The organism is Pseudomonas sp. TWR2-1-1 (assembly GCF_049897045.1).
In the GTDB taxonomy this organism is placed as follows: domain Bacteria; phylum Pseudomonadota; class Gammaproteobacteria; order Pseudomonadales; family Pseudomonadaceae; genus Aquipseudomonas; species Aquipseudomonas versuta.
Map to the genome: position 1 here is coordinate 291,421 of NZ_JAFCVM010000004.1, position 23,030 is coordinate 314,450.

General features: G+C 58.6%; 22 protein-coding genes. 16 read left to right on the top strand and 6 right to left on the bottom strand.

Annotated features, from left to right (window positions below; all coding sequences use genetic code 11):
- Positions 1-170 precede the first annotated feature (170 nt).
- Complete coding sequence (locus ACP7BO_RS12535; RefSeq protein ID WP_060691460.1) at positions 171-719, top strand: RNA polymerase factor sigma-70; 549 nt, start codon at positions 171-173, stop codon at positions 717-719.
- 143 nt (positions 720-862) lie between these two features.
- On the opposite strand, the gene ACP7BO_RS12540 is transcribed toward ACP7BO_RS12535, so the two are convergent.
- Complete coding sequence (locus tag ACP7BO_RS12540; protein WP_397456254.1) at positions 863-1,582, bottom strand: substrate-binding periplasmic protein; 720 nt, start codon at positions 1,580-1,582, stop codon at positions 863-865.
- A gap of 279 nt (positions 1,583-1,861) precedes the next feature.
- Here ACP7BO_RS12540 and ACP7BO_RS12545 point away from each other — a divergent pair, with 279 nt between their 5' ends.
- The gene (locus ACP7BO_RS12545; RefSeq protein ID WP_426210708.1) at positions 1,862-2,404 is read left to right on the top strand and encodes an exonuclease domain-containing protein; all 543 of its coding nucleotides are present in this window, start codon (positions 1,862-1,864) and stop codon (positions 2,402-2,404) included.
- A 79-nt stretch (positions 2,405-2,483) separates the two neighbouring features.
- The gene (locus tag ACP7BO_RS12550) at positions 2,484-2,765 is read left to right on the top strand and encodes a pyrimidine/purine nucleoside phosphorylase (protein ID WP_060691457.1); all 282 of its coding nucleotides are present in this window, start codon (positions 2,484-2,486) and stop codon (positions 2,763-2,765) included.
- Between the two features lie 67 nt (positions 2,766-2,832).
- On the opposite strand, the gene ACP7BO_RS12555 is transcribed toward ACP7BO_RS12550, so the two are convergent.
- A complete protein-coding gene (locus tag ACP7BO_RS12555; protein ID WP_426210710.1) occupies positions 2,833-4,608 on the bottom strand; it encodes an ABC transporter transmembrane domain-containing protein in 1,776 nt (591 codons plus the stop codon).
- A gap of 229 nt (positions 4,609-4,837) precedes the next feature.
- Here ACP7BO_RS12555 and ACP7BO_RS12560 point away from each other — a divergent pair, with 229 nt between their 5' ends.
- Entirely contained in the window at positions 4,838-5,014 is a 177-nt protein-coding gene (locus ACP7BO_RS12560) for a PA1571 family protein (RefSeq protein WP_060691456.1), read from the top strand.
- Positions 5,015-5,160: 146 nt separating this feature from the next.
- Here ACP7BO_RS12560 and pdxB read toward each other — a convergent pair whose 3' ends face one another.
- Complete coding sequence (pdxB, locus tag ACP7BO_RS12565; protein WP_397456253.1) at positions 5,161-6,303, bottom strand: 4-phosphoerythronate dehydrogenase PdxB; 1,143 nt, start codon at positions 6,301-6,303, stop codon at positions 5,161-5,163.
- 164 nt (positions 6,304-6,467) lie between these two features.
- Between pdxB and ACP7BO_RS12570 the strand changes: the two genes are divergently transcribed.
- On the top strand, positions 6,468-7,862 hold the full coding sequence (locus tag ACP7BO_RS12570) for an MATE family efflux transporter (protein ID WP_426210712.1): 1,395 nt from the start codon (positions 6,468-6,470) through the stop codon (positions 7,860-7,862).
- Between the two features lie 396 nt (positions 7,863-8,258).
- Here ACP7BO_RS12570 and tusA read toward each other — a convergent pair whose 3' ends face one another.
- Both tusA and rlmM read right to left on the bottom strand, forming a co-directional pair.
- Positions 8,259-8,507, bottom strand: coding sequence for a sulfurtransferase TusA (tusA, locus tag ACP7BO_RS12575; protein ID WP_060691453.1), 249 nt, complete (start codon positions 8,505-8,507; stop codon positions 8,259-8,261).
- 14 nt (positions 8,508-8,521) lie between these two features.
- A complete protein-coding gene (gene rlmM / locus ACP7BO_RS12580) occupies positions 8,522-9,598 on the bottom strand; it encodes a 23S rRNA (cytidine(2498)-2'-O)-methyltransferase RlmM (protein WP_426210715.1) in 1,077 nt (358 codons plus the stop codon).
- Between the two features lie 215 nt (positions 9,599-9,813).
- Between rlmM and acnA the strand changes: the two genes are divergently transcribed.
- The 3 genes from acnA to ACP7BO_RS12595 all read left to right on the top strand — a co-directional run bounded on the left by acnA (position 9,814) and on the right by ACP7BO_RS12595 (position 15,253).
- Positions 9,814-12,555 carry an aconitate hydratase AcnA gene (gene acnA / locus ACP7BO_RS12585; protein ID WP_426210717.1) on the top strand — a complete coding sequence of 914 codons (2,742 nt, stop codon included), beginning with the start codon at positions 9,814-9,816 and terminating at the stop codon, positions 12,553-12,555.
- Positions 12,556-12,787: 232 nt separating this feature from the next.
- Complete coding sequence (locus tag ACP7BO_RS12590) at positions 12,788-13,579, top strand: CPBP family intramembrane glutamic endopeptidase (protein ID WP_426210719.1); 792 nt, start codon at positions 12,788-12,790, stop codon at positions 13,577-13,579.
- A gap of 108 nt (positions 13,580-13,687) precedes the next feature.
- Positions 13,688-15,253, top strand: a complete 1,566-nt coding sequence (locus ACP7BO_RS12595; protein WP_426210721.1) for a methyl-accepting chemotaxis protein — start codon at positions 13,688-13,690, stop codon at positions 15,251-15,253.
- 77 nt (positions 15,254-15,330) lie between these two features.
- Here ACP7BO_RS12595 and ACP7BO_RS12600 read toward each other — a convergent pair whose 3' ends face one another.
- Positions 15,331-16,023, bottom strand: coding sequence for an alpha/beta family hydrolase (locus ACP7BO_RS12600; RefSeq protein ID WP_426210723.1), 693 nt, complete (start codon positions 16,021-16,023; stop codon positions 15,331-15,333).
- Between the two features lie 73 nt (positions 16,024-16,096).
- On the opposite strand from ACP7BO_RS12600, the gene ccoN (ACP7BO_RS12605) reads away from it, so the two are divergent.
- From ccoN (ACP7BO_RS12605) to ccoP (ACP7BO_RS12640), 8 genes are all read left to right on the top strand, one after another.
- Positions 16,097-17,521, top strand: a complete 1,425-nt coding sequence (gene ccoN, locus ACP7BO_RS12605) for a cytochrome-c oxidase, cbb3-type subunit I (protein ID WP_060691447.1) — start codon at positions 16,097-16,099, stop codon at positions 17,519-17,521.
- A gap of 10 nt (positions 17,522-17,531) precedes the next feature.
- Positions 17,532-18,140, top strand: coding sequence for a cytochrome-c oxidase, cbb3-type subunit II (ccoO, locus tag ACP7BO_RS12610; protein ID WP_397456246.1), 609 nt, complete (start codon positions 17,532-17,534; stop codon positions 18,138-18,140).
- Between the two features lie 12 nt (positions 18,141-18,152).
- Positions 18,153-18,344, top strand: a complete 192-nt coding sequence (locus tag ACP7BO_RS12615) for a cbb3-type cytochrome oxidase subunit 3 (protein WP_003447218.1) — start codon at positions 18,153-18,155, stop codon at positions 18,342-18,344.
- Complete coding sequence (gene ccoP / locus ACP7BO_RS12620; protein WP_397456244.1) at positions 18,341-19,279, top strand: cytochrome-c oxidase, cbb3-type subunit III; 939 nt, start codon at positions 18,341-18,343, stop codon at positions 19,277-19,279. Before ACP7BO_RS12615 ends, ccoP (ACP7BO_RS12620) begins: the two co-directional genes overlap by 4 nt.
- A 480-nt stretch (positions 19,280-19,759) precedes the next feature.
- Positions 19,760-21,202, top strand: coding sequence for a cytochrome-c oxidase, cbb3-type subunit I (ccoN, locus tag ACP7BO_RS12625; protein ID WP_060691444.1), 1,443 nt, complete (start codon positions 19,760-19,762; stop codon positions 21,200-21,202).
- On the top strand, positions 21,202-21,810 hold the full coding sequence (gene ccoO, locus ACP7BO_RS12630; protein ID WP_426210726.1) for a cytochrome-c oxidase, cbb3-type subunit II: 609 nt from the start codon (positions 21,202-21,204) through the stop codon (positions 21,808-21,810). The genes ccoN (ACP7BO_RS12625) and ccoO (ACP7BO_RS12630) overlap by 1 nt, the downstream gene beginning before the upstream one ends.
- A 5-nt stretch (positions 21,811-21,815) precedes the next feature.
- Positions 21,816-22,007, top strand: a complete 192-nt coding sequence (locus tag ACP7BO_RS12635; RefSeq protein WP_003447209.1) for a CcoQ/FixQ family Cbb3-type cytochrome c oxidase assembly chaperone — start codon at positions 21,816-21,818, stop codon at positions 22,005-22,007.
- The gene (ccoP, locus tag ACP7BO_RS12640) at positions 22,004-22,981 is read left to right on the top strand and encodes a cytochrome-c oxidase, cbb3-type subunit III (protein ID WP_060691442.1); all 978 of its coding nucleotides are present in this window, start codon (positions 22,004-22,006) and stop codon (positions 22,979-22,981) included. Before ACP7BO_RS12635 ends, ccoP (ACP7BO_RS12640) begins: the two co-directional genes overlap by 4 nt.
- Positions 22,982-23,030 lie beyond the last annotated feature (49 nt).

The window sequence follows — 23,030 nt, forward strand, 5'->3', positions numbered from 1 at the left end:
GCGTTTTAGAGGCATTTACGGGCGATGTGAGCGATGTCTCAATCCGCTGCCAACCGCGCCATTAATTCTCTTTCTCAATTGACAATAATTATCATTCAGCCTAGTTTGTTGCGAACTGTGTCGCGGCCTCCCGAGCCGCTGCACTCATTCATTTGCAGCAGGTGATCTCCATGACGGAACAAGTGTCCACAAGCAGGTGCGACTCACCCTTACTTCAAGCCTTTGTAGATAATCGGCTGACGCTGGTCAAAATCGCAGCCCGTATCACCGGCTGCCGATCCAGGGCTGAAGACGTGGTTCAGGATGCTTTCTTCCGCTTGCAGTCAGCGCCGCAGATCACTTCTTCATTCAAGGCGCAACTGAGTTACTTGTTTCAGATCGTCCGCAACCTGGCGATTGACCATTACCGCAAACAGGCCCTCGAACAGAAGTATTCGGGCACAGAAGAGGAAGGCTTGAATGTGGTCATTCACGGCGCATCACCGGAAACCTCGCATATCAACTTTTCGACCCTGGAGCGCATCGCTGTAGCGTTGACCGAACTGCCGAATCGCACGCGCTATGCATTCGAGATGTACCGTCTGCACGGGGTGCAGCAAAAGGACATCGCCAAGCAATTGGGTGTATCGCCGACACTGGTGAACTTCATGATTCGTGATGCGCTGGTTCATTGCCGCAGAGTGTCGGGAACCCAGCCCGACACCTTTGCAAGACGCTGACAGCCCCCCACCACCCCCCTGTAGGAGCGAGCTTGCTCGCGAGCTTTTTAATTCCGCATCCGGGATGACGGCAAGCTCGCTCCTGCAGTGCAGATGCCCAATACACTCCATCAGACAATATGACGTGAGCCACCGGCCAGAATTTAAGGCACCGGTTGAGCGCCGGGTACCTGCGCGGGTACAGCGGCAATCTTGTAAGGGGCAAAAATCGAGGCGAACTGGCCATTGTCACGAAGCGCCTGCAACATCTTCGCAAGCTGCTGGCCCTTGATAGGCGCTTGCGGACTCAGCAAGGCGTAGTGATGGTAGATGTAGTCGACACGATCGGACACCAGGACCATCGGCTCGATCTGCGGGTTTTTATTCAGCAGGTCGATGAGATGGGAGCGGGTAATCAGCGCGATATCTGCCCGCCCGCGCAGAACCATCTGTAAATTGGCGGCGTGGGAGTAAGTCAGGCTGGCGTTGAATGTGGCACTCAAGAACTGGGGCGAGGTCTTGAAACCGGCAAAGGCGTAGTGATAGCCGTTAAAGAGCGCCAGCCGTTTATTGGCAAGGTCGTCAAAATACGCTTGGCCGCGACCGGACTGGCGCTTGGCGACAAATACCTCGACATCTTCAAGCCCCATGTCTACCGGGTTATGGGCAATGGTATTCCAGCCCCAGGTGGGGTTTTCGAAGAGCACCATGTCCATGCGCCCCTGCTCGAACTCACGATAGCGCCGTGCGTTGGAGGTCGGAACAATGACGAAGTGATAGTCGGCTTGCAGCTGGTTCAGGGCATCGAGCAACTGCGGCAACAGGCCGGTATCGACACCGATCTCCGGGCGCACGGTATAGGGCGGAAAATGGGCCGCCCCCACTCTGACTTCCTGGACAGCCCAGACTGGCGTCTGAAAAAGCGCACTAAAGGATAACAATGCGCAATGGACCATCCACACTGGCAAACACTTCAAAGCCATACACCTCTGGAGTAGCCCATCACTGGAACTTATTGATCTGCGCATGACCTGAGATCATGCGTGCCCGTAATTTAAGGGTGCTGAGGTTATCAAGCAAGGGCTTGACTGGCCCACTACAAATTTGCGCTGCTTTAGCTACGCTCCACTCTCAACGCCGATGCTGTTTTAAGGAAGCTGCACATGCCTCACTGGCTGGTAATTGACCTGGAAGCGACGACAGATGATGGCGGCTGGCCTATTGAGGAAATGGAAGTCATCGAAATCGGCGCCAGTGTGGTCACTCGCGCCGGACGCGAGGTGGATCATTTCCAGCGCTTCATCCGCCCGCAACGACGCCCGCTGCTGACCCCTTTTTGCCGGCAACTGACCCGTATTACCCAAGCCAATATTGATGCAGGGGCTCCGATGGTACAGGTTTGGCAACAGTTCGAGCGCTGGCTCGGCCAGCACCTGCCCCAACTTGAAGGCTGGGCCAGTTGGGGCGACTACGACCGCCAGCAACTGGAGCAGGAATGGCAGCAGAAAAAACTCGACAGCGCGCTGGCTCGTTTGCCGCACATGAACCTCAAGCAACAGTTTGCCCAGGCCCGCCAGCTAAGGCGTGCGCCGGGCCTTAACAGTGCCCTGCAACTGGCGGGCATGCAGTTCAACGGGCAACAGCATCGCGCCCTCGAAGATGCCCGTAATACGGCACGCCTGTTACCGCTGATTCTCAAGGTTTAGCCGCCATAAAAGGGCGTGACGGGATAAAACGGCTTCTGCATACTGGCCAGCCATTTTTAGCCCATTCCGAGGAATCGCCATGTTTAAAGTCAACGAATACTTCGACGGTACCGTCAAGTCGATTGCCTTCGCACAAGCCGAAGGCAAAGCCACTATTGGCGTCATGGCCCCGGGTGAATACGAGTTCGGTACTGCCGAGCGCGAAATCATGCACGTGGTATCGGGTGAGTTGAGCGTCAAGCTGCCGGGCAGCGAGCAGTGGCAGACTTTCGTCACCGGCAGCCAGTTCAACGTACCGGCCAACAGCAAGTTCCAGCTCAAGGTTGTGGTCGAGACCGCTTACCTGTGTGAATACCGCTAAAAATCTGTAGGAGCGAGCTTGCTCGCGAGCTGTTTTAAAAGCTCGCGAGCAAGCTCGCTCCTACACGTCATTGCGTGCCCATATCCACATTGAACTGCAGCGCCGCCAGCCGCGCATACAGCGGGTTGCTGGCGATCAGCTGCGCGTGGGTACCAATCGCAACCAGCTTGCCCTGATCCATCACCGCTATCCGGTCGGCATTCTGCACGGTGGCCAAGCGGTGGGCGATAACCAGAGTGGTGCGCCCTTGCATCAGGCTGGGCAGGGCTTGCTGGATCAAGTGCTCACTTTGGGCATCAAGGGCGCTGGTGGCCTCATCCAGCAGCAGAATCGGCGCATCCACCAGCAGCGCCCGGGCAATGGCCAGCCGTTGCCGCTGCCCGCCTGACAGGCCCAGACCGCCATCCCCCAGATGGGTTTTATAGCCCTCTGGCATTTGCTGAATGAAGTCGTGGGCATGGGCAATCCGTGCTGCGGCTTCGACTTGCGCGTCACTGGCCAGTGCATTGCCATAGCGGATGTTGTCTTCAATCGTGCCGAAAAACAGTGCCGGGGTTTGCGCCACCAGTGCAAAGCAACGGCGCAGATCGTGCGGATCCAGCCGGGTAATGGGCAGGCCTTCGAGCAGGATCTGGCCCGCCTGGGGATCGTAAAAACGCAACAGCAAATCGAACAGCGTCGACTTGCCTGCACCCGACGGACCGACCAGGGCCAGGGTTTCGCCCGCATGGATCGTAAGGCTCAGCCCTTCGATCGCATAGCTTTCAGGCCGTGACGGATAGGAAAAGTACAGGTTCTCAAGCTGCAAGTTACCGGCCACCCGCAGGGGCAATACCAGCAAGTCGCTGCTCGGCGCCATGATCAGGCTTTTGGATTGCAGCAGTTCGGCAATTCGCTCAGCCGCTCCCGCAGCCTGTTGCAGCTCACCGATAACTTCACTCAGCGTGCCAAAGGCACTGCCGACGATGAGGCTGTAAAACACGAATGCCGCCAGCTCGCCGCCGGTAATGCGCCCCGCGATCACGTCCATGCCGCCGACCCACAGCATCACACCCACAGCCCCCAGCACCAGCAGGATCACCAGAGTAATCAGCCACGAGCGCTGCAGGATACGTTTACGTGCGGTGGCAAACGCATTTTCGACGGTGCCGGCAAAGCGTTGTTGATCCTGCTGCTGGTGGTTGTAAGCCTGGACCGTTTTGATCTGGCCCAGGGCTTCGGCGACGTAGCTGCCGACATCGGCGATGCGATCCTGGCTCTGACGCGACAAGGTGCGCACGCGTCGGCCAAAAAACAGGATCGGCACCAGTACCAGGGGCAAGGCGACCACCACGATGCTGGTGAGTTTGGGGTTGGTGACAAACAACAGTACTACCCCGCCGATCACCATCAGGCAGTTGCGCAAGAACAGGGATAACGAAGAACCGATCACCGATTGCAGCAACGTGGTGTCGGTGGTCAGCCGCGACTGGATTTCCGAACTGCGATTGTTCTCATAAAAGCCCGGATGCAGACCGATCAGGTGGTTGAACACCTGACGCCGGATGTCGGCAACCACCCGCTCACCAATCCAGGACACCAGATAGAAACGCACGAAGGTGCCCACCGACAAAGCCAGCACCAGCAACAGGAAATAACCGATGGACTGATTGAGCAGGTGCGGGGACTGGGTCATGAACCCTTTGTCGACCAGCAGACGAATGCCCTGCCCCATCGACAGGGTGACACCCGCGGTAACGATCAGGGCCAACAAGGCGCCAACCGCCTGCCAGCGATACGGTGCTACAAAATGGGCAGCCAGACGAATGGCCCGGCGTTGACGCGAAGAAAGCATGGTAGGCATCCAGAGGAAAGCGTGGAACAGCCTACAACGAAGTCCGGCTTACAGAGGTAAACCTTTCTCAATCGTTTTGAATATGACCTGAGACAACAAGCCATAGACATTATCGTTCTAAAATCAGGGTGGAAGTTTCAGGATATTTCTGTTGGACTGGGTACGTCGCCAAGCCATGTCACAGCTTGGTCATTAAACGGACCTAAAGTAGCGATACACCCTGATGAGGAGACAGGCCATGGATTTGCAACACAATGCCCAAGCGGTTCCAGTAATTCGTACGCAACCCAAACAATCATTGGGCTGCGCAATTATTGATGAAAATGGCCAGGAAATTTCGATCACAGAAGAGATGATCCAGGACGCCTGCCACGAACTGGAGCAGCGTCTGGTCAAGCCCGTGATCAAGGACTGACGCTGAGGGAGCGAGGCTGGCCCGCGGTGCAGACGACAGGGTTTAGCTTGAAAAACCGGATAGCGGGCGAGCCCGCTCCCACATGCCAGCACTCAGAACACTGACCGGTCTTACGCAGTAAGGCCGGTTTTTTTGTGCCCGCCCGCTTAAACCAATACCGCTCCCAGGGCCTTGACCAATTGCTTCAAGGCCACTGAATCGCCATCGACATGCACCGCCAGGCCTTCTATTTCACGGCGTACGGGGTAGTTCTTGCGTAACCCGTCGAACGCCAGCTTCTGTTCCTGGACGCTGCCGGTCAGGCTGCGGCGAAAGTCTGCATCGTCCCGGCGCGGGTCATATACGCCACGGCATAGCATGGCCAAAGCCCAGCCCGGGTCGCTACTGGCACTCAGTTCGACCTTCGCCAGCCAGGGTGGCGGCAGCAAATCGGCCAGGCGCACTACCGCCGGTTGCCCGAGGAAGTCGCACAGGGCCTGATAGATCTGCGCCGTACCCCGCTGTTTACCCTCAAGGCTATAACCGGCGATGTGAGGCGTCGCCAGCACGCACAAGTCAGCCAGTTCCCGGTCCACCTCGGGCTCGTGCTCCCAGACATCGAGCACGGCTTGCAGGTCGTCGCGCCGGTTCAGCACCTCTCGCAGTGCAACGTTATCGACCACCGGACCGCGGCTGGCGTTAATCAGCCAGGTACCCGGCCTGAGCTGCTCCAGGCGCTGCTGATCCAGTAAATGCCAGGTCGGGAAACTGCCGGTTTTGCCTAACGGGGTATGCAGGCTGAGCACATCGCAGTGCTCGATGATGTGTTCAAGGGTGACGTAGTCGCCCCCCTCGGCGGCCTGACGCGGCGGATCGCAGACCAGCACTTTGAGGCCCAATGCGCGCAGGACCGTAACCAGACGCCCGCCCACTTCACCCGCCCCGATCACCCCATAGGTGCGCTGAACAAGGTCGACACCTTCGATTTCGGCCAGTGTCAGCAAGCTGCCGAGCACGTAGTCCACCACACCACGGGCGTTGCAGCCCGGGGCACTGGACCACTCAATACCCGCCTGTTCAAAGTAGTCGAGAGCCAAATGATCGGTGCCGATGGTGCAGGTCCCGACAAAGCGTACCGCGCTGCCTTCAAGCAACTCGCGATCGACTTTGGTCACCGAACGCACCAGCAGCACATCGGCAGCATGCACATCGGCACGCGTGATCTGGCGCCCCGGCAAACGGCGTATTTCACCGAACCCGGCAAAGAACTCTTCGATCAGCGGGATATTTTCGTCAGCAACAATCAACATGGCAGGCTCCTTTGGCGGAGTGGCAGTGTAGGCGTTGTAACAATGAATGAGCCAGCGGACCATGGCATACGCTTACAAAGCCCGTACAACTCAAGGTTTTGCGCCCACAGGGGGCAAGCGTACAATCGCCGGCTTTGCGCGTTAAACACTGTGGATGCACGCTTGTGAACTCTGTCATTGATACCCCCCCTACCCCTGTCAGCCGCCCGGCACGGGTCCGCACCGAAGTGCGTGCTCTGTTGGGGCTGGCATTTCCAATCATCATCTCCCAGGTCGCCACCACGGCCATGGGCTTTGTCGATGCGGTCATGGCGGGACGTGTCGGGCCCCGTGACCTGGCGGCCGTGGCACTGGGCAACTCCATCTGGATACCAGTGTTTTTGTTGATGTCAGGAATCCTGCTGGCGACCACACCCAAAGTCGCCCAGCGCTTTGGCGCCAACAGTCACCAGGAAATCGGCCCGATCGTGCGCCAGGCCCTGTGGCTCGCGCTGATCACCGGGCTGTGCGCGGCATTTATCCTGCTGGCGGCAGAACCGCTGCTGCACCTGATGAACGTCGCCGCGGACCTGATTGAGCCGTGCATGGGCTACTTGCACGGGATCGCCAGCGGCATGCCGGCGGTGGGGCTGTATTGCGTGTTGCGCAATTTCAGCGATGGCCTGGGCCGGACGCGCCCAAGCATGGTGCTGGGGTTGTGTGCGCTGGCGCTCAATATCCCGATCAACTACGTATTCATTTATGGGCACTTGGGTGTCCCGGCCATGGGCGGCGTGGGCTGTGGCTGGGCGACAGCCATTGTGATGTGGTTCATGGCGCTGGGCATGGTGGCCTGGACCTGGCGCGGTGCGATCTACCAGTCGAGCCGGGTGTACAGCCATTTTGAATGGCCGCAGTGGGCAATCATCAAGCGCTTGCTGAGTGTGGGGCTACCGATCGGCATTGCGGTATTTGCCGAGTCGAGCATTTTTGCGGTGATCGCGCTGTTGATTGGCAGCCTCGGGGCAACGGTGGTCGCAGGCCATCAAATCGCCCTGAACTTCAGCTCGCTGGTGTTTATGATCCCGTACTCCCTGGGCATGGCAATTACCGTACGCGTGGGGCAGGCCCTGGGCCGCCAGCAACCGCGCGAAGCACGCTTTGTGGCGGGTGTGGGTATGGGCACGGCACTGGTGTGGGCGTGCATGTCAGCCAGTTTGATACTGTTGCTGCGTCAGCAGATTGCCACTGTTTACACCGCCGACCCGGTGGTGATCGAAGTGGCGACCATGCTGCTGATGTTTGCGGCCCTGTACCAGTTCTCGGATGTAATCCAGGTAACTGCCGCAGGCGCGTTGCGCGGCTACCAGGACACGCGGGTGACGATGATCCTGACTCTATTTGCGTATTGGGGAATTGGCTTGCCGGTGGGTTACGCGCTGGGGCTGACGGACTGGTTAGGCCCGGCCAATGGTCCGAGCGGGCTGTGGCAAGGCTTGATCGTGGGGCTTACCTGCGCAGCGCTGATGCTTAGCGTACGCCTGACCCGCAGCGCCAAAAAACGGATTCGCATGGCATAAACACACACCGTAGGAGCGAGCTTGCTCGCGAGCTCTTCGCATTGAACGGCTCGCGAGCAAGCTCGCTCCTACAGGGATCCAGTCATGCTCAGCCTGCGGTGTGCTTAACGTAAGTCTGACTCGCAGCGCCAAAAAACGGATTCGCATGGCATAAACACACACCGTAGGAGCGAGCTTGCTCGCGAGCTTTTCGCATTGAACGGCTCGCGAGCAAGCTCGCTCCTACAGGGATCCAGTCATGTTCAAGCCTGCGGTGTGCTCAGCGTAAGTCTGACCCCCAGCGCCAAAAAACGGATTCGCATGGCATAAACACACACCGTAGGAGCGAGCTTGCTCGCGAGCTCTTCGCATTGAACGGCTCGCGAGCAAGCTCGCTCCTACAGGGGTTAGGCTTGTTTAATCCTGCTTCTTGCGAATCCAGTACAGGTAGGTGCCCGCTTCTTCCTGCTGCCCCACCAGTTCATGGTCCAGAAACACGCAGAACTTGGGGATGTCACGCCGGGTCGAGGGGTCCGTGGCGATGACCTTCAGCAAGCCGCCCGGTGCCAGGTCGCGAATGTGCTGGTGCAGCATCATCACCGGCTCAGGGCAGTTGAGCCCGGTGGCGTCCAGCGTGCCGTCAACCGGCAAATCAGCAAAACTCATCAGTAACTCCTGAATCAACGGGATTTGGTTTTTTTCACGTCCAGTCGACGCAAATGGCAGGTCACTTCTTCGCGGTCGTGGTACAGCTGCTTGCAGCCAATTTCGACCTGGATACCGCGCTCCTTGAAACCGTCAGCAATGCGATCAAGCAAGCGCCGCACTTCGGCATAACGCTGTTTCATCGGCAATTTCAAGTTGACCACCGCTTCGCGGCAGTGACCTTCGCCGATCCACTCTTCAAGCATCGCCGCATTGCGGGCAGGCTTTTCCACGATGTCGCAGACCATCCAGTCCACTGGCTGCTTGGGCTTGAAGGTAAAACCATCCGCCATCAAGTGCTGCACCAAACCGGTGTCCATCAGGCTTTCGGCCATCGGGCCGTTGTCGATGGCGGTAACGATCATGCCGCGATTGACCAGCTGCCAGGTCCAGCCACCGGGCGCAGCGCCAAGGTCAACTCCGGTCATGTCACTGTGCAGGCGCTCATCCCACTGGTCGCGGGGGATAAAATGGTGCCACGCCTCTTCCAGCTTGAGGGTCGAACGGCTCGGCGCCTCACGGGGGAATTTCAACCGCGGGATGCCCATCGGCCACATGGCGCAGTTGTTCGACTCGGCCAGGCCGAGGAACAGTTCGCGACCACTTTTAACGGTCAGCAGCAACCGTGGCTTGTGCTCATCATCCTCTACCAGCTTGCCGGCCTTGATCAGGGCCTTGCGCAAATGGGCATCGAACTTCTTGCAAAAGTTGGACAGCTCTTTGCCGTCATTGGTGTCGACCATTTCCAGCCACAGGCTGCCACAGACCGGAAAGTCGGCCATGTGCTGAAGAATGACGCTGATCCGGTCGGTTTCCGGCAGTTCGATAAAACCGCCCCGGGCCCACTGACGCGGGAAAATCAGTTCGGCAAAACGCAAGCCGCGCATCAGGCGTTCGGCGCCGCCTTCTTCAGTACAGACAAATTCGGCACAGGCACTGCTTGGCTTGGCCTTGGCATAACCAGAGACATTGAGGCGGGCAGCATGCTCGGCGATTTCGGAGCAGACTTCGCCTTCAAAACCGGGCCGGCAATGCATAAAAACGGTGTTCATTGAATTACTCCTGGGCAGCAGGCGGGAATTGGCCGGCTGCGCATCCTTGATTTGGAGCAAGGACTGTCACGAAAAGGCCAGCATGATAACTGAGTTCGGAACCTTGAACCCTTATAGACAGTCCAGTTATTAGCCAGATCAATGATTCAGGGCTACGTTAGAAGCTCTGTTCGTTCCACACGATCCGTACCGTGCGGGTCAAAAGGAGTCATTTCATGTCCTCCCTTGATAGCCTGAACACCCTCGCCACACTAAAAGTCGACGACAAGACTTATCACTATTTCAGCTTGCCGCTTGCCGCCAGATCACTGGGCGATTTAAGCCGGCTGCCCATGTCGCTCAAAGTATTGCTGGAAAACCTGCTGCGCTGGGAAGACGGCAAGACCGTCACCGGGCCGGACCTCAAGGCGCTGGCCGCCTGGCTCAAGGAACGGCGCAGCGACCGGGAAATCCAGTACCGCCCGGCCCGGGTATTGATGCAGGACTTTACCGGCGTACCGGCCGTGGTCGATCTGGCCGCCATGCGTGCGGCGATGGCCAAGGCCGGCGGCGATCCGCAACGAATCAATCCGCTGTCCCCAGTAGACCTGGTGATCGACCACTCAGTAATGGTCGACAAATTCGCCAGCCCGGACGCCTTTGAACAAAACGTTGATATTGAGATGGAACGCAACGGTGAACGTTATGCGTTCCTGCGCTGGGGCCAGGATGCCTTTGACAACTTCAGCGTCGTGCCGCCCGGCACCGGAATCTGCCATCAGGTAAACCTGGAATACCTGGGACGGACAGTCTGGACCAAGGACGAAGACGGCCGGACTTACGCGTTCCCCGACACACTGGTCGGTACCGACTCCCACACCACCATGATTAATGGCCTGGGTGTCTTGGGCTGGGGCGTGGGCGGCATTGAAGCCGAAGCCGCGATGCTCGGCCAGCCAGTGTCGATGCTGATCCCGGAAGTGGTGGGTTTTAAACTCAGCGGCAAACTGAAAGAAGGCATCACCGCCACCGACCTGGTGCTGACGGTGACGCAAATGCTGCGCAGCAAGGGGGTTGTCGGCAAGTTCGTCGAGTTTTTCGGCGACGGCCTGGCGGATCTGCCACTGGCTGACCGCGCCACCATTGCCAACATGGCACCGGAGTATGGCGCCACCTGCGGGTTTTTCCCGGTCGATCAGATCACCCTGGATTATCTGCGTTTGTCCGGGCGGCCCGAGGCTGCGGTCAAATTGGTCGAGGCCTACTGCAAAGAGCAGGGACTGTGGCGTATGCCTGGCCAGGAGCCGGTCTTCAGCGAAACCCTGGAACTCGACATGGGCAGCGTCGAAGCCAGCCTTGCCGGGCCGAAGCGCCCGCAAGACCGGGTGTCACTGCCCAATGTAGGGCAGGCATTTAACGATTTCATGAGCCTGCAATTCAAACCGACCAACAAAGAAGAAGGCCGCCTTGAAAGTGAAGGCGGCGGTGGCGTGGCCGTGGGCAATGCCGACTTGATCGGTGAGGTGGACTACAGCGTTGAAGGTCAAACCTATCGCCTGAAAAACGGCGCCGTGGTGATCGCGGCCATTACCTCGTGCACCAACACCTCCAACCCGAGTGTGATGATGGCTGCAGGGCTGGTGGCCAAAAAAGCGGTCGAAAAGGGCCTGAAAAGCCAGCCGTGGGTGAAAACGTCGCTGGCCCCGGGCTCCAAGGTGGTGACTGACTACTACAAGGCCGCAGGTCTGACCCAGTACCTCGACCAACTGGGCTTTGCGCTGGTCGGCTACGGCTGCACCACGTGCATCGGCAACTCCGGGCCGTTGCCCGAGCCAATTGAAAAGGCCATCACCCAGTCTGATCTGACCGTGGCTTCGGTACTCTCGGGCAACCGCAACTTTGAAGGGCGCGTTCACCCACTGGTGAAAACCAACTGGCTGGCTTCGCCGCCGCTGGTTGTGGCCTATGCCCTGGCCGGCAGCGTGCGCATTGATATCAGCACTGAACCGCTGGGCATCGGCAAAGACGGCAAACCGGTGTACCTGCGCGATATCTGGCCCAGCCAGAAAGAAATCGCCGATGCCGTAGCACAGGTGACGACCGCCATGTTCCACAAGGAGTACGCCGAGGTATTTGCCGGTGACGAACAATGGCAGGCCATCGAGGTGCCACAGGCGGCGACTTATGTCTGGCAGAAAGATTCGACCTACATCCAGCATCCACCCTTCTTCGATGACATTGGCGGCCCGCTACCGGTGATCAAGGACGTCAAGGGCGCGCGCGTGCTGGCGTTGCTCGGCGACTCGGTGACCACCGACCACATTTCCCCTGCCGGCAATATCAAGGTCGACAGCCCGGCCGGGCGCTATCTGCGCGAGAAAGGCGTCGAACCTCGGGACTTCAACTCTTATGGTTCGCGGCGCGGTAACCACGAAGTGATGATGCGCGGCACGTTTGCCAACATCCGGATTCGCAACGAGATGCTCGGCGGCGAAGAAGGTGGCAACACGATCTACATTCCGAGTGGCGAAAAACTGCCGATCTATGATGCAGCGATGCGCTATCAGGCATCGGGCACTCCCCTGGTGGTGATTGCCGGCCAAGAGTACGGCACCGGCTCCAGCCGTGACTGGGCCGCCAAAGGCACGAACCTGCTGGGGGTCAAAGCGGTGATTGCCGAGAGTTTTGAGCGCATCCATCGCTCGAACCTGGTGGGCATGGGCGTGCTGCCGCTGCAATTCAAACTGGATCAGAACCGCAAGAACCTGAAGCTCACCGGCAAGGAGACTCTGGATATCCTGGGGCTGACCGGTGCCGAACTGCAGCCAAGGATGAACCTGACGCTGGTTATCACCCGTGAGGATGGTCAACAGGAGAAAGTCGAGGTGCTGTGCCGGATCGATACCCTGAATGAGGTCGAGTACTTCAAGGCGGGCGGGATTCTGCACTATGTATTGCGGCAGTTGATTGCCTCCTGAAACTGGCTGGATACCTGTAGGAACGAGCTGTTGCGGGGCGCGCTGAAAGGCTCGCGAGGCAAGCTCGCTGCTACAGGTGGTGGGGTGTCAGTGAGATCGTATCCACCCGGTGTGTTCCAGGCCGGGCTCGGATCACGGAACTTGCGTTGAGAATCTTTTGCATCTGTATTGTTATACTGACGCGCCCCGACATGCATTCGGGGCGTTTTTTTTAACGATTCCAAGGATTTTCATGATTGCTCTGCCATGGCCTTATCTGGCATTTCTTACCCTCGGCTACTGCCTTGCCCTGAGCTACGGCCAATTGGGCGCCCAGGCTCTTATCGCGTTGTTTGCCCTGATTCTGTCCGGGCTCGCAGCCCGTCAGCACCGCCAGCAATGGCTGCGTTATGCCGGTCACGCGCTGTTTGTATTACTGGCCCTGGCCCTGGCACTGCACTGGCTACCCGGTTTCCATAATGGCCGCGCCATCAACCCCGAACGGCTGACGCCGGACGCCGTGCCCTTCTCGTTGTACCTCAATCTGGACAAGCCGCTGATTGGCTTCTGGCTATTACTGGTATGCCCCTGGATAGCGCCACGCTTTTCCTGGCGAGTCTCGTTTGGCGCCACGTTGATGGCCCTGGTACTGGTGGCAATTGCCGCGCTTGGCGGCGCGATGCTGCTGGGCATGATCACCTGGGCCCCTAAATGGCCAGCACACGGCTGGATCTGGGTGCTGAACAATTTACTGCTGGTAACACTGGTCGAAGAAGCCCTGTTTCGCGGCTACATCCAGGGCAGTTTGAGTCGCTGGTTTAAACAGCTGCCCTACGGCCAGACACTGGCACTGGTCATTGCTGCGCTATTGTTCGGCCTGGCGCATATGGCCGCAGGCTGGCATTGGGTACTGCTGTCGGGTATTGCCGGTCTTGGTTATGGCCTGGCCTGGCGTTTTGGCGGCCTGAGTTCGGCGATCGCCACTCACTTCGGGCTTAACCTGTTGCACTTCGTATTCTTCACTTATCCGATGCTGGCGCCCTGATACACAAAGGCTGCCGGGGTGTCTGGTCACCTGCGGCAGCCGAATTAATAATTAAACAAATCCCTGTGCGTGCCGACAGCCTGTCAAAGTCTTACGGATAGATACGACATGCGTAATAACCAGCCCGTCACCCAACGCGAACGCACTTTCCCCGCTCAACAACGGTTGATTTCCACCACCGATGCCAAAGGTGTAATTACCTATTGCAACGATGCCTTTGTCGAGATCAGCGGGTTCTCGCGTGAAGAGCTGATACGCGCACCGCACAACCTCGTGCGTCATCCGGATGTTCCTTCTCCCGTCTTTGAACACATGTGGAGCACCTTGAAAAAAGGCGCGCCATGGATGGGCATTGTGAAAAACCGTTGCCGCAACGGTGACCATTACTGGGTCAACGCTTACGTGACCCCGGTATTCGAGAATGAGCGTGTGGTGGGCTATGAGTCGGTCCGGGTCAAGCCCACCGGCGAACAGATCCGTCGTGCCGAAGCTCTGTATTCGCGCCTTAATCGCGGCAAGTCGGCGGTGCCACAGCGCGACAAATGGCTCCCCGTGCTGCAGGACTGGCTGCCCTTCATTCTGGTCAGCCAACTGAGTTTCATGATTGGCGCCCTGCTCAACTCCAGCTGGGGCTTTGCCCTGGCGGCCGCGCTGTCGATCCCGCTGGGGTTGCTTGGCCTGAGCTGGCAACAACGCGGGATCAAGCGCTTGCTGCGCCTGGCCGAACAAACCACCTCTGACCCGTTGATTGCCCAGATGTACACCGACAGCCGTGGCCCGCAAGCGCGTCTGGAAATGTCGATTCTGAGCCAGGAAGCGCGCCTGAAGACCTGTTTGACCCGACTGCAGGACACTGCCGAACATTTGAGCGAGCAGGCCCGTCAAGCCGATGTATTGGCACACAACAGCTCCACGGGGCTTGAGCGCCAGCGAGTCGAAACCGAACAAGTCGCCACCGCCGTTAACCAGATGGCTGCCACCACGCAAGAAGTGGCCAGCCACGTACAGCGCACGGCTGACGCGACTCAAGAGGCCAATCGCCTGACGGGTCGCGGGCGTGACATCGCCGGTGAAACCCGCGAGGCGATTGAACGCTTGTCCATCGTGGTCGGTGAAACCGGGGCGACGGTCACTCAGCTGGCCAAAGACAGCGATGAAATCGGCGGCGTGGTTGACGTGATCAAGGGCATTGCCGACCAGACCAACCTGCTGGCCCTGAACGCAGCCATCGAAGCCGCGCGTGCCGGCGAGATGGGCCGGGGCTTTGCCGTGGTGGCTGACGAAGTGCGCCAACTGGCACAACGCACCAGCCTGTCGACCGGACAGATTCATGGCCTGATCGCCAAGTTGCAGCAGACTGCGGCCACTGCCGTACAGACCATGAATGCCGGGCATCGCCAGGCTGAAGAAGGCGTGGCCCGGGTACTGGAAGCCGACAAGGCGCTGGTGGGCATCAGTGAAGCGGTGGCCAATATCACCGACATGACCACCCAGATCGCGGCCGCCACCGAAGAGCAAAGCGCAGTGGCTGAAGAAATCAGCCGCAACATCAGCACCATTGCCGACCTGGCGGACCAGACTTCAGAGCAGGCCCAGCATTCGGCGCTATTGAGCGAAGAACTGACCCGCACCGTAAACACCCAGTATTCGCTGGTGGAGCGGTTCAACCGTTAAGCACTGCCCCCCTTTACCTGTAGGAGCGAGCTTGCTCGCGAGCGCTTCGCTTGAACAGCTCGCGAGCAAGCTCGCTCCTACAGGGGGAGCCATTGCGCGATTTTGTCGGCAGCGGCGTCCAGATGCTGTTCATGGGTAAACCCCGATACCTTGAGCGGCTTCAAGTCGTGATCCCCCGCCACTAACCAGTGCAGTTCAATGCCCGGCGCCAGCGTGTAAGCCTCGACGGCTTGCCGGTTGCCCAGGGCATCGCGTTCGCCCTGCACGATCAGGGTGGCTGTCTGCAGCTCCGCCAAGTGCGCCACCCGCGGTTTTTCCGGTTTGCCGGAGGCGTAAAACGGGTAGCCCAGACAGACCAGAGCATCAACTCCCAGTTCATCAGCCACCAGACTGGCCATGCGCCCGCCCATGGACTTGCCGCCAATCGCAATTTGCCCGGCGACATGCTGTCGCACCCCGGCATACACCTGGCGCCAGCATTCGAGCAATTTGGCCTGCTGGTTTGGCGGCCTTTTGCCACCATCGAGCCGGCGTTGCGCCATGTACGGGAACTCGAAGCGCAATACGTTCACCCCTCGTGCCGCAAGGCGTTCAGCCATACCGGTCATCCAGGCACTGTCCATCGGAGCACCTGCACCATGGGCCAGGATCAAGGTCTGCGGTTGCGCGCTTTTCACCTCGTCCGAGGCCGGATTCCATAACCAGCCCTGCTCCTGTACGCATTGCGCCCATTGATCCCTGTCAATACCGGCCTTGCCTGCTACGCCCATGCTTGCCTCGCTTTTAGTCTGCCTATAACTCCAGGCGTGCCTTTGTATTCGCCTGAACCGTGGATGGGGAACCATGAACACTTCTACAAGTACTGCCTACAACTACAAGGTGGTCCGCCAATTTGCCATTATGACGGTGGTTTGGGGCATCGTCGGTATGGGGCTCGGCGTATTTCTCGCCGCGCAGCTGGTCTGGCCAGAACTTAACTTCAATTTGCCATGGACCAGTTTCGGGCGCCTGCGCCCTTTGCACACCAACGCGGTGATCTTCGCCTTTGGCGGTTGTGCATTGTTTGCATCCTCCTTTTACTCGGTACAACGTACCTGCCAGGCAACGCTGTTCGCGCCGAAGATCGCCATGTTTACCTTTTGGGGTTGGCAACTGGTGATTTTGCTGGCTGCCATCAGCCTGCCGCTGGGCTACACCAGCTCCAAGGAATACGCCGAGCTTGAGTGGCCGATCGATATCCTGATCACCATTGTCTGGGTCGCTTATGCCATCGTGTTTTTCGGCACGATCATGAAGCGCAAGACCAAACACATTTACGTGGGCAACTGGTTCTTCGGCGCGTTCATCGTGACCGTGGCCATCTTGCACATCGTCAACAACCTGGAAATCCCGGTCAGTTTCACCAAGTCCTACTCGCTGTATGGCGGCGCGACTGACGCCATGGTGCAGTGGTGGTACGGCCATAACGCCGTGGGCTTTTTCCTGACGGCAGGTTTTTTGGGGATGATGTACTACTTCGTGCCCAAACAGGCCGAACGCCCTATCTATTCCTATCGCCTGTCGATCGTGCACTTCTGGGCCCTGATCACCCTTTACATCTGGGCCGGCCCGCACCACTTGCACTACACCGCGTTGCCGGACTGGGCCCAGTCGCTGGGCATGGTGATGTCACTGATCCTGCTGGCGCCAAGCTGGGGCGGCATGATCAACGGCATGATGACGCTCTCCGGGGCCTGGCATAAGTTGCGCAGCGACCCGATCCTGCGCTTCCTCGTGGTGTCGCTGGCGTTCTACGGGATGTCGACCTTCGAAGGCCCGATGATGGCGATCAAGACCGTCAACGCCCTCTCCCACTACACCGACTGGACCATCGGCCACGTACACGCAGGTGCGCTGGGCTGGGTAGCGATGATTTCGATCGGTGCGCTGTATCACATGATCCCGAAAATTTTCGGTCGCCCGCAGATGTACAGCATGGGCCTGATCAACGCGCATTTCTGGCTTGCCACTATCGGTACCGTGCTTTACATCGCCTCGATGTGGGTCAACGGCATCGCCCAGGGCCTGATGTGGCGCGCAGTCAACGAAGACGGCACGCTGACCTACTCCTTCGTCGAAACCCTGGTGGCCAGCCACCCGGGCTATGTCGTGCGACTGATCGGCGGGGCGATCTTCTTCAGTGGCATGTTGCTGATGGCTTACAACACTTGGCGCACCGTGCGTAACGCCGAGCCCGCTGAAGTCGTAGCCGCCGCGCAGACGGCCTGAGGAGTTCGCCATGAAACACGAAATCATTGAAAAAAATATCGGCCTGATGCTGTTGCTGATGATCCTCTGTGTGAGCGTCGGCGGCCTGACGCAAATCGTGCCGCTGTTCTTTGAGGATGTGACCAATACCCCGGTCGAAGGCATGAAGCCTTACACCGCGCTGCAACTGGAAGGGCGTGACATCTACATTCGCGAAGGCTGCGTGCAATGCCACTCGCAGATGATCCGTCCGTTCCGGGCCGAGACCGAGCGCTATGGCCATTACTCGGTCGCCGGTGAAAGCGTCTGGGACCACCCGTTCCTGTGGGGCTCCAAACGTACCGGACCGGACCTGGCGCGGGTCGGCGCACGCTACTCGGACGACTGGCACCGCGCGCATTTGTACAACCCGCGCAACGTTGTGCCGGAGTCGAAAATGCCCGCCTACCCGTGGCTGGTGTCGGAACCTGTGGATGACAGCCATACCCAAAAGAAACTCGAAGTGATGCGCACCCTGGGCGTGCCATACACCGACGAAGACATCGCCAACGCCAGACAGTCGGTGCAGGGCAAGACCGAAATGGACGCGCTGGTGGCCTACCTGCAAGTGCTCGGCACTGCCATCAAGAGCAAGAGGTGAGCCATGTTTGACATGAGTAGCGGAATGATCCGCGGCCTCGGCACAGTCGTGGTGGCGGTGGCCTTTATCGGCCTGGCGCTGTGGGTATTCAGCCCGCGGCGCAAGTCGGAGTTTGAAGACGCGACCCTACTGCCATTCAAAGACGATCCAGAGGCGATTAAACACGTCGAGCAAGAACAAGCGTCTAGGAGCAATAAACAATGACCACCTTCTGGAGTATCTATATCTGCGTGCTGACCATTGGCACGCTGGTCGGCCTGACCTGGCTGTTGATCAGTACCCGCAAGGGGGAAAGAAAAAGCGAAACCGTCGAGACCATGGGCCACAGCTTTGATGGCATCGAAGAGTACGACAACCCGCTGCCCCAATGGTGGTTCATGTTGTTCGTCGGCACGCTGGTGTTTGGTGTGGGCTATTTGATTCTCTATCCGGGCCTGGGCAACTGGAAAGGCCTGCTGCCGGGTTACGAGGATGGCTGGACCGGGGTCAATGAATGGCAAAAGGAGATGGACAAGGCAGACGCCAGGTTTGGCCCCATTTTCGCCAAATACGCCGCCATGCCCGTTGAGCAAGTGGCCCAGGACCCCCAGGCACTGAAAATGGGCGGTCGCCTGTTTGCGTCCAATTGCTCGGTGTGCCACGGCTCGGATGCCAAGGGCGCCTTCGGCTTCCCCAACCTGGCCGACAGCACCTGGCGCTGGGGCGGCGATGCCGACACCATTAAAACCACGATCATGGGCGGGCGCATCGCGGCGATGCCGGCCTGGGGTGCAGTGCTGGGTGACGACGGCGTCAAGAACGTCGCCGCCTATGTGCGCCACGATCTGGCCGGGCTGCCTTTGCCACAGGACACGACAGTGGATCTGGTCGCGGGCAAGCAGGCTTTCGAAACCACCTGTGTAGCCTGCCATGGCGCCAACGGCAAAGGCACGCAACTGATGGGGGCGCCTGATCTGACTGCGCCTGCGGGCTTTATTTACGGCACCAGCCTGGCGCAATTGCAGCAAACCATTCGCCATGGTCGCCAGGGGCATATGCCGGCGCAAAACGATCTGCTGGGTAACGACAAGGTGCAATTGCTGGCTGCGTACGTGTTCAGCTTGTCTCATGGTAATCAAGAGGAAAAATCAGCCGAATAATTACCGGACATTTCCTGCCGCATCATTTTGGTGCGGCAGTTCCCGCCTCAAAGCGCGACCAAGTGTCGCACCTCTTTTTAGTCCCTCGTTGCTCTCGCGCCATTCAGGACTAAGCTCATAGCTTCGGTGATCCCGGGTCCGCCGGTTTCACGTCAAGTGAAATTAATCGGTAAGTTGAAGGGCTCCGTTACGGGCCACACTGGTGGGTTTACACCGGCTATCGTCGATTGCGATCTTCGCCATGATGTCGCGATGCCTGCACCCCACCCGGTTTTGATCCGCCCGCACCCTTCATTTTTACCTTCCATGGGTTGTTTTGTTGACGGTCTATTTGACCCTACACCACGCATGGAAAGGCCGCAGAATAAGCGTTGGAACGCATTGACCGAGGTCAAGCCGCGTTGCAATACCCCTACGCTTTATACATACTTGCGACCGATTTTTACTCCTAATAAAACACCAAAACCGTGGAACCTTAGAATGAGCACAGCAATCAGTCCGACTGCTTATAACTATAAGGTAGTCCGCCAGTTCGCCATCATGACGGTGGTCTGGGGGATCCTTGGCATGGGGCTCGGGGTTTTTATCGCGTCACAGCTTGTGTGGCCTGAATTAAACCTTGGCCTTGAGTGGACGACCTTTGGCCGCCTGCGCCCCCTGCATACCAACCTTGTGATTTTTGCCTTTGGTGGCTGTGCATTGTTTGGTACCTCGTACTACGTCGTGCAGCGTACCTGCCAGACCCGCCTGATCTCCGACGCCCTCGCCGCATTTACCTTCTGGGGTTGGCAGGCCGTCATTATCGGCGCGATCATCACCTTGCCGCTTGGCTACACCACTACCAAGGAATACGCAGAGCTGGAATGGCCACTGGCTATCCTGCTGGCCATCGTCTGGGTGGTCTACGGCATTGTGTTCTTCGGCACCATTACCAAGCGTAAAACCAAGCACATTTATGTCGGTAACTGGTTCTACGGGGCGTTCATTATCGTTACGGCGATGCTGCACATCGTCAACCACGCATCCCTGCCGGTAAGTTTCTTCAAGTCCTACTCGGCTTACGCCGGTGCCACCGACGCCATGATCCAGTGGTGGTACGGCCACAACGCTGTAGGTTTCTTCCTGACTACCGGCTTCCTGGGCATGATGTACTACTTCGTGCCGAAGCAGGCCGAACGTCCGATCTACTCGTATCGCCTGTCGATCGTGCACTTCTGGGCCCTGATCACCCTTTACATCTGGGCCGGCCCGCACCACCTGCACTACACCGCTCTGCCGGACTGGGCCCAGTCGCTGGGCATGGCCATGTCGATCATCCTGCTGGCGCCAAGCTGGGGCGGCATGATCAACGGCATGATGACCCTCTCGGGCGCCTGGCATAAGCTGCGCACCGACCCGATCCTGCGCTTCCTCGTGGTGTCCCTGGCCTTCTACGGCATGTCGACCTTCGAAGGCCCGATGATGGCAATCAAGACCGTCAACTCGCTGTCGCACTACACCGACTGGACCATCGGCCACGTACACGCCGGGGCACTGGGCTGGGTAGCGATGATTTCGATCGGCGCCATGTACCACATGATTCCGCGCATCTACGGCCAGAAGCAGATGTACAGCACCAGCCTGATCAACACGCACTTCTGGCTGGCGACTATCGGCACCGTGCTTTATATCGCCTCGATGTGGGTCAACGGCATCACCCAGGGCCTGATGTGGCGCGCAATCAACGACGACGGCACGCTGACCTACTCGTTCGTGGAAGCACTGCAAGCCAGCCACCCTGGCTTTATCGTTCGCGCCATCGGCGGGGCTATCTTCGCCAGCGGCATGCTGTTCATGGCCTATAACGTGTTCCGCACCGTACGCGCCTCGAACCCGGTAGAAGCTGAAGCAGCGAGCAAAATCGCTGTAGTTGGAGCCCACTGATGAAGCACGAAACAATCGAGAAGAATATTGGCCTGATGGCCTTCTTCATGGTCATCGCCGTGAGCATCGGTGGCCTGACCCAAATCGTTCCGCTGTTCTTCGAGGATGTCACCAATACTCCGGTTGAAGGCATGAAGCCGCGTACCGCCCTGGAACTGGAAGGTCGTGACATCTACATCGCCAACGGCTGTGTGCAATGCCACTCGCAGATGATTCGCCCGTTCCGTGCAGAAACCGAACGTTACGGCCACTACTCGGTAACCGGCGAAAGCGTCTGGGACCACCCGTTCCTGTGGGGTTCCAAGCGTACCGGGCCTGACTTGGCCCGGGTTGGCGGTCGCTACTCCGATGACTGGCACCGTGCGCACCTGTACAACCCGCGCAACGTGGTACCCGAGTCGATCATGCCGGCTTATCCGTTCCTCGTAGAACGCAAGCTGGACGGCAAGGACACGGCGAAAAAAATGGAAGTCTTGCGCGTGCTCGGCGTCCCTTACACCGACGAAGATATCGCCGGTGCCAAGGATGCCGTGAAAGGCAAAACCGAAATGGACGCGCTGGTGGCCTATCTCCAGGGCCTGGGCACCATCATCAAAAGCAAACGGTGATTTAGATGGATATCGGGATGATTCGTGGCCTGGGCACTGTCGTCGTGATGGTGGCTTTTATCGGTTTGGCATTGTGGGTTTTCAGTCCGCGACGCAAGTCGGAGTTTGATGACGCAACCTTATTGCCCTTCAAGGATGATCCCGAAGCCATCAAGCACGTCGAGCAAGAGCAAGCTTCTAGGAGTAACAAAGAATGACTACGTTCTGGAGTCTGTACGTCACAGTCCTCAGTCTGGGTACCATCTTCGCCTTGACCTGGTTGTTGCTGGCTACCCGCAAGGGCCAACGCAGCGAGCAGACTGACGAGACAGTTGGGCACTCTTACGACGGGATTGAGGAGTACGACAACCCGATGCCTAAATGGTGGTTCATGCTGTTCATCGGCACCATCATTTTCGCCCTTGGCTACCTGGTGCTCTACCCGGGTCTGGGTAACTGGAAAGGCCTGTTGCCGGGCTACGATTACCTGGACACCAAAGAGAAAACCGCGTTTGCCAATGGCCAGACAGGCTGGACCGGTGTTCACGAGTGGGAAAAGGAGATGGCTAAATCGGACGCCAAGTTCGGACCGATCTTCGCCAAATACGCTGCCATGCCTATTGAAGAAGTGGCCAAAGACCCGCAAGCACTGAAAATGGGTGGCCGTCTGTTCGCCTCCAACTGCTCGGTGTGCCACGGTTCTGACGCCAAAGGCGCCTATGGCTTCCCTAACCTGACCGACGCCGACTGGCGCTGGGGCGGTACGCCAACGGACATCAAGACCACCATCATGGGGGGTCGCCACGCGATCATGCCGGGCTGGTCTGAAGTGATCGGCGAACAAGGCGTGAGCGACGTTGCCGCCTATGTCCTGACCGGCCTGGACGGTCGCAAACTGCCCGAAGGTGCGAAAGCAGACCCTGCCAAAGGCAAGGAACTGTTCGCCACCAACTGTGCGGTGTGCCACGGTCCGGAAGGCAAAGGCAACCCGCTGATGGGCGCACCGAACCTGACCCACCCGGGTGCATTCATCTACGGTTCGAGCTTCGCCCAACTGCAGCAGACCATCCGTTACGGCCGTCAGGGCCAGATGCCTGCACAGGCTGACTTGCAAGGGAACGACAAGGTTCACCTGCTGGCCGCCTATGTTTACAGCCTGTCCCATGGCGATGAGGCCAAGGCAGCCGAGTAAACCAGGGTTGTAATTGCTTCACAAAAGGCCCCGCCAACGAAAGCTGGCG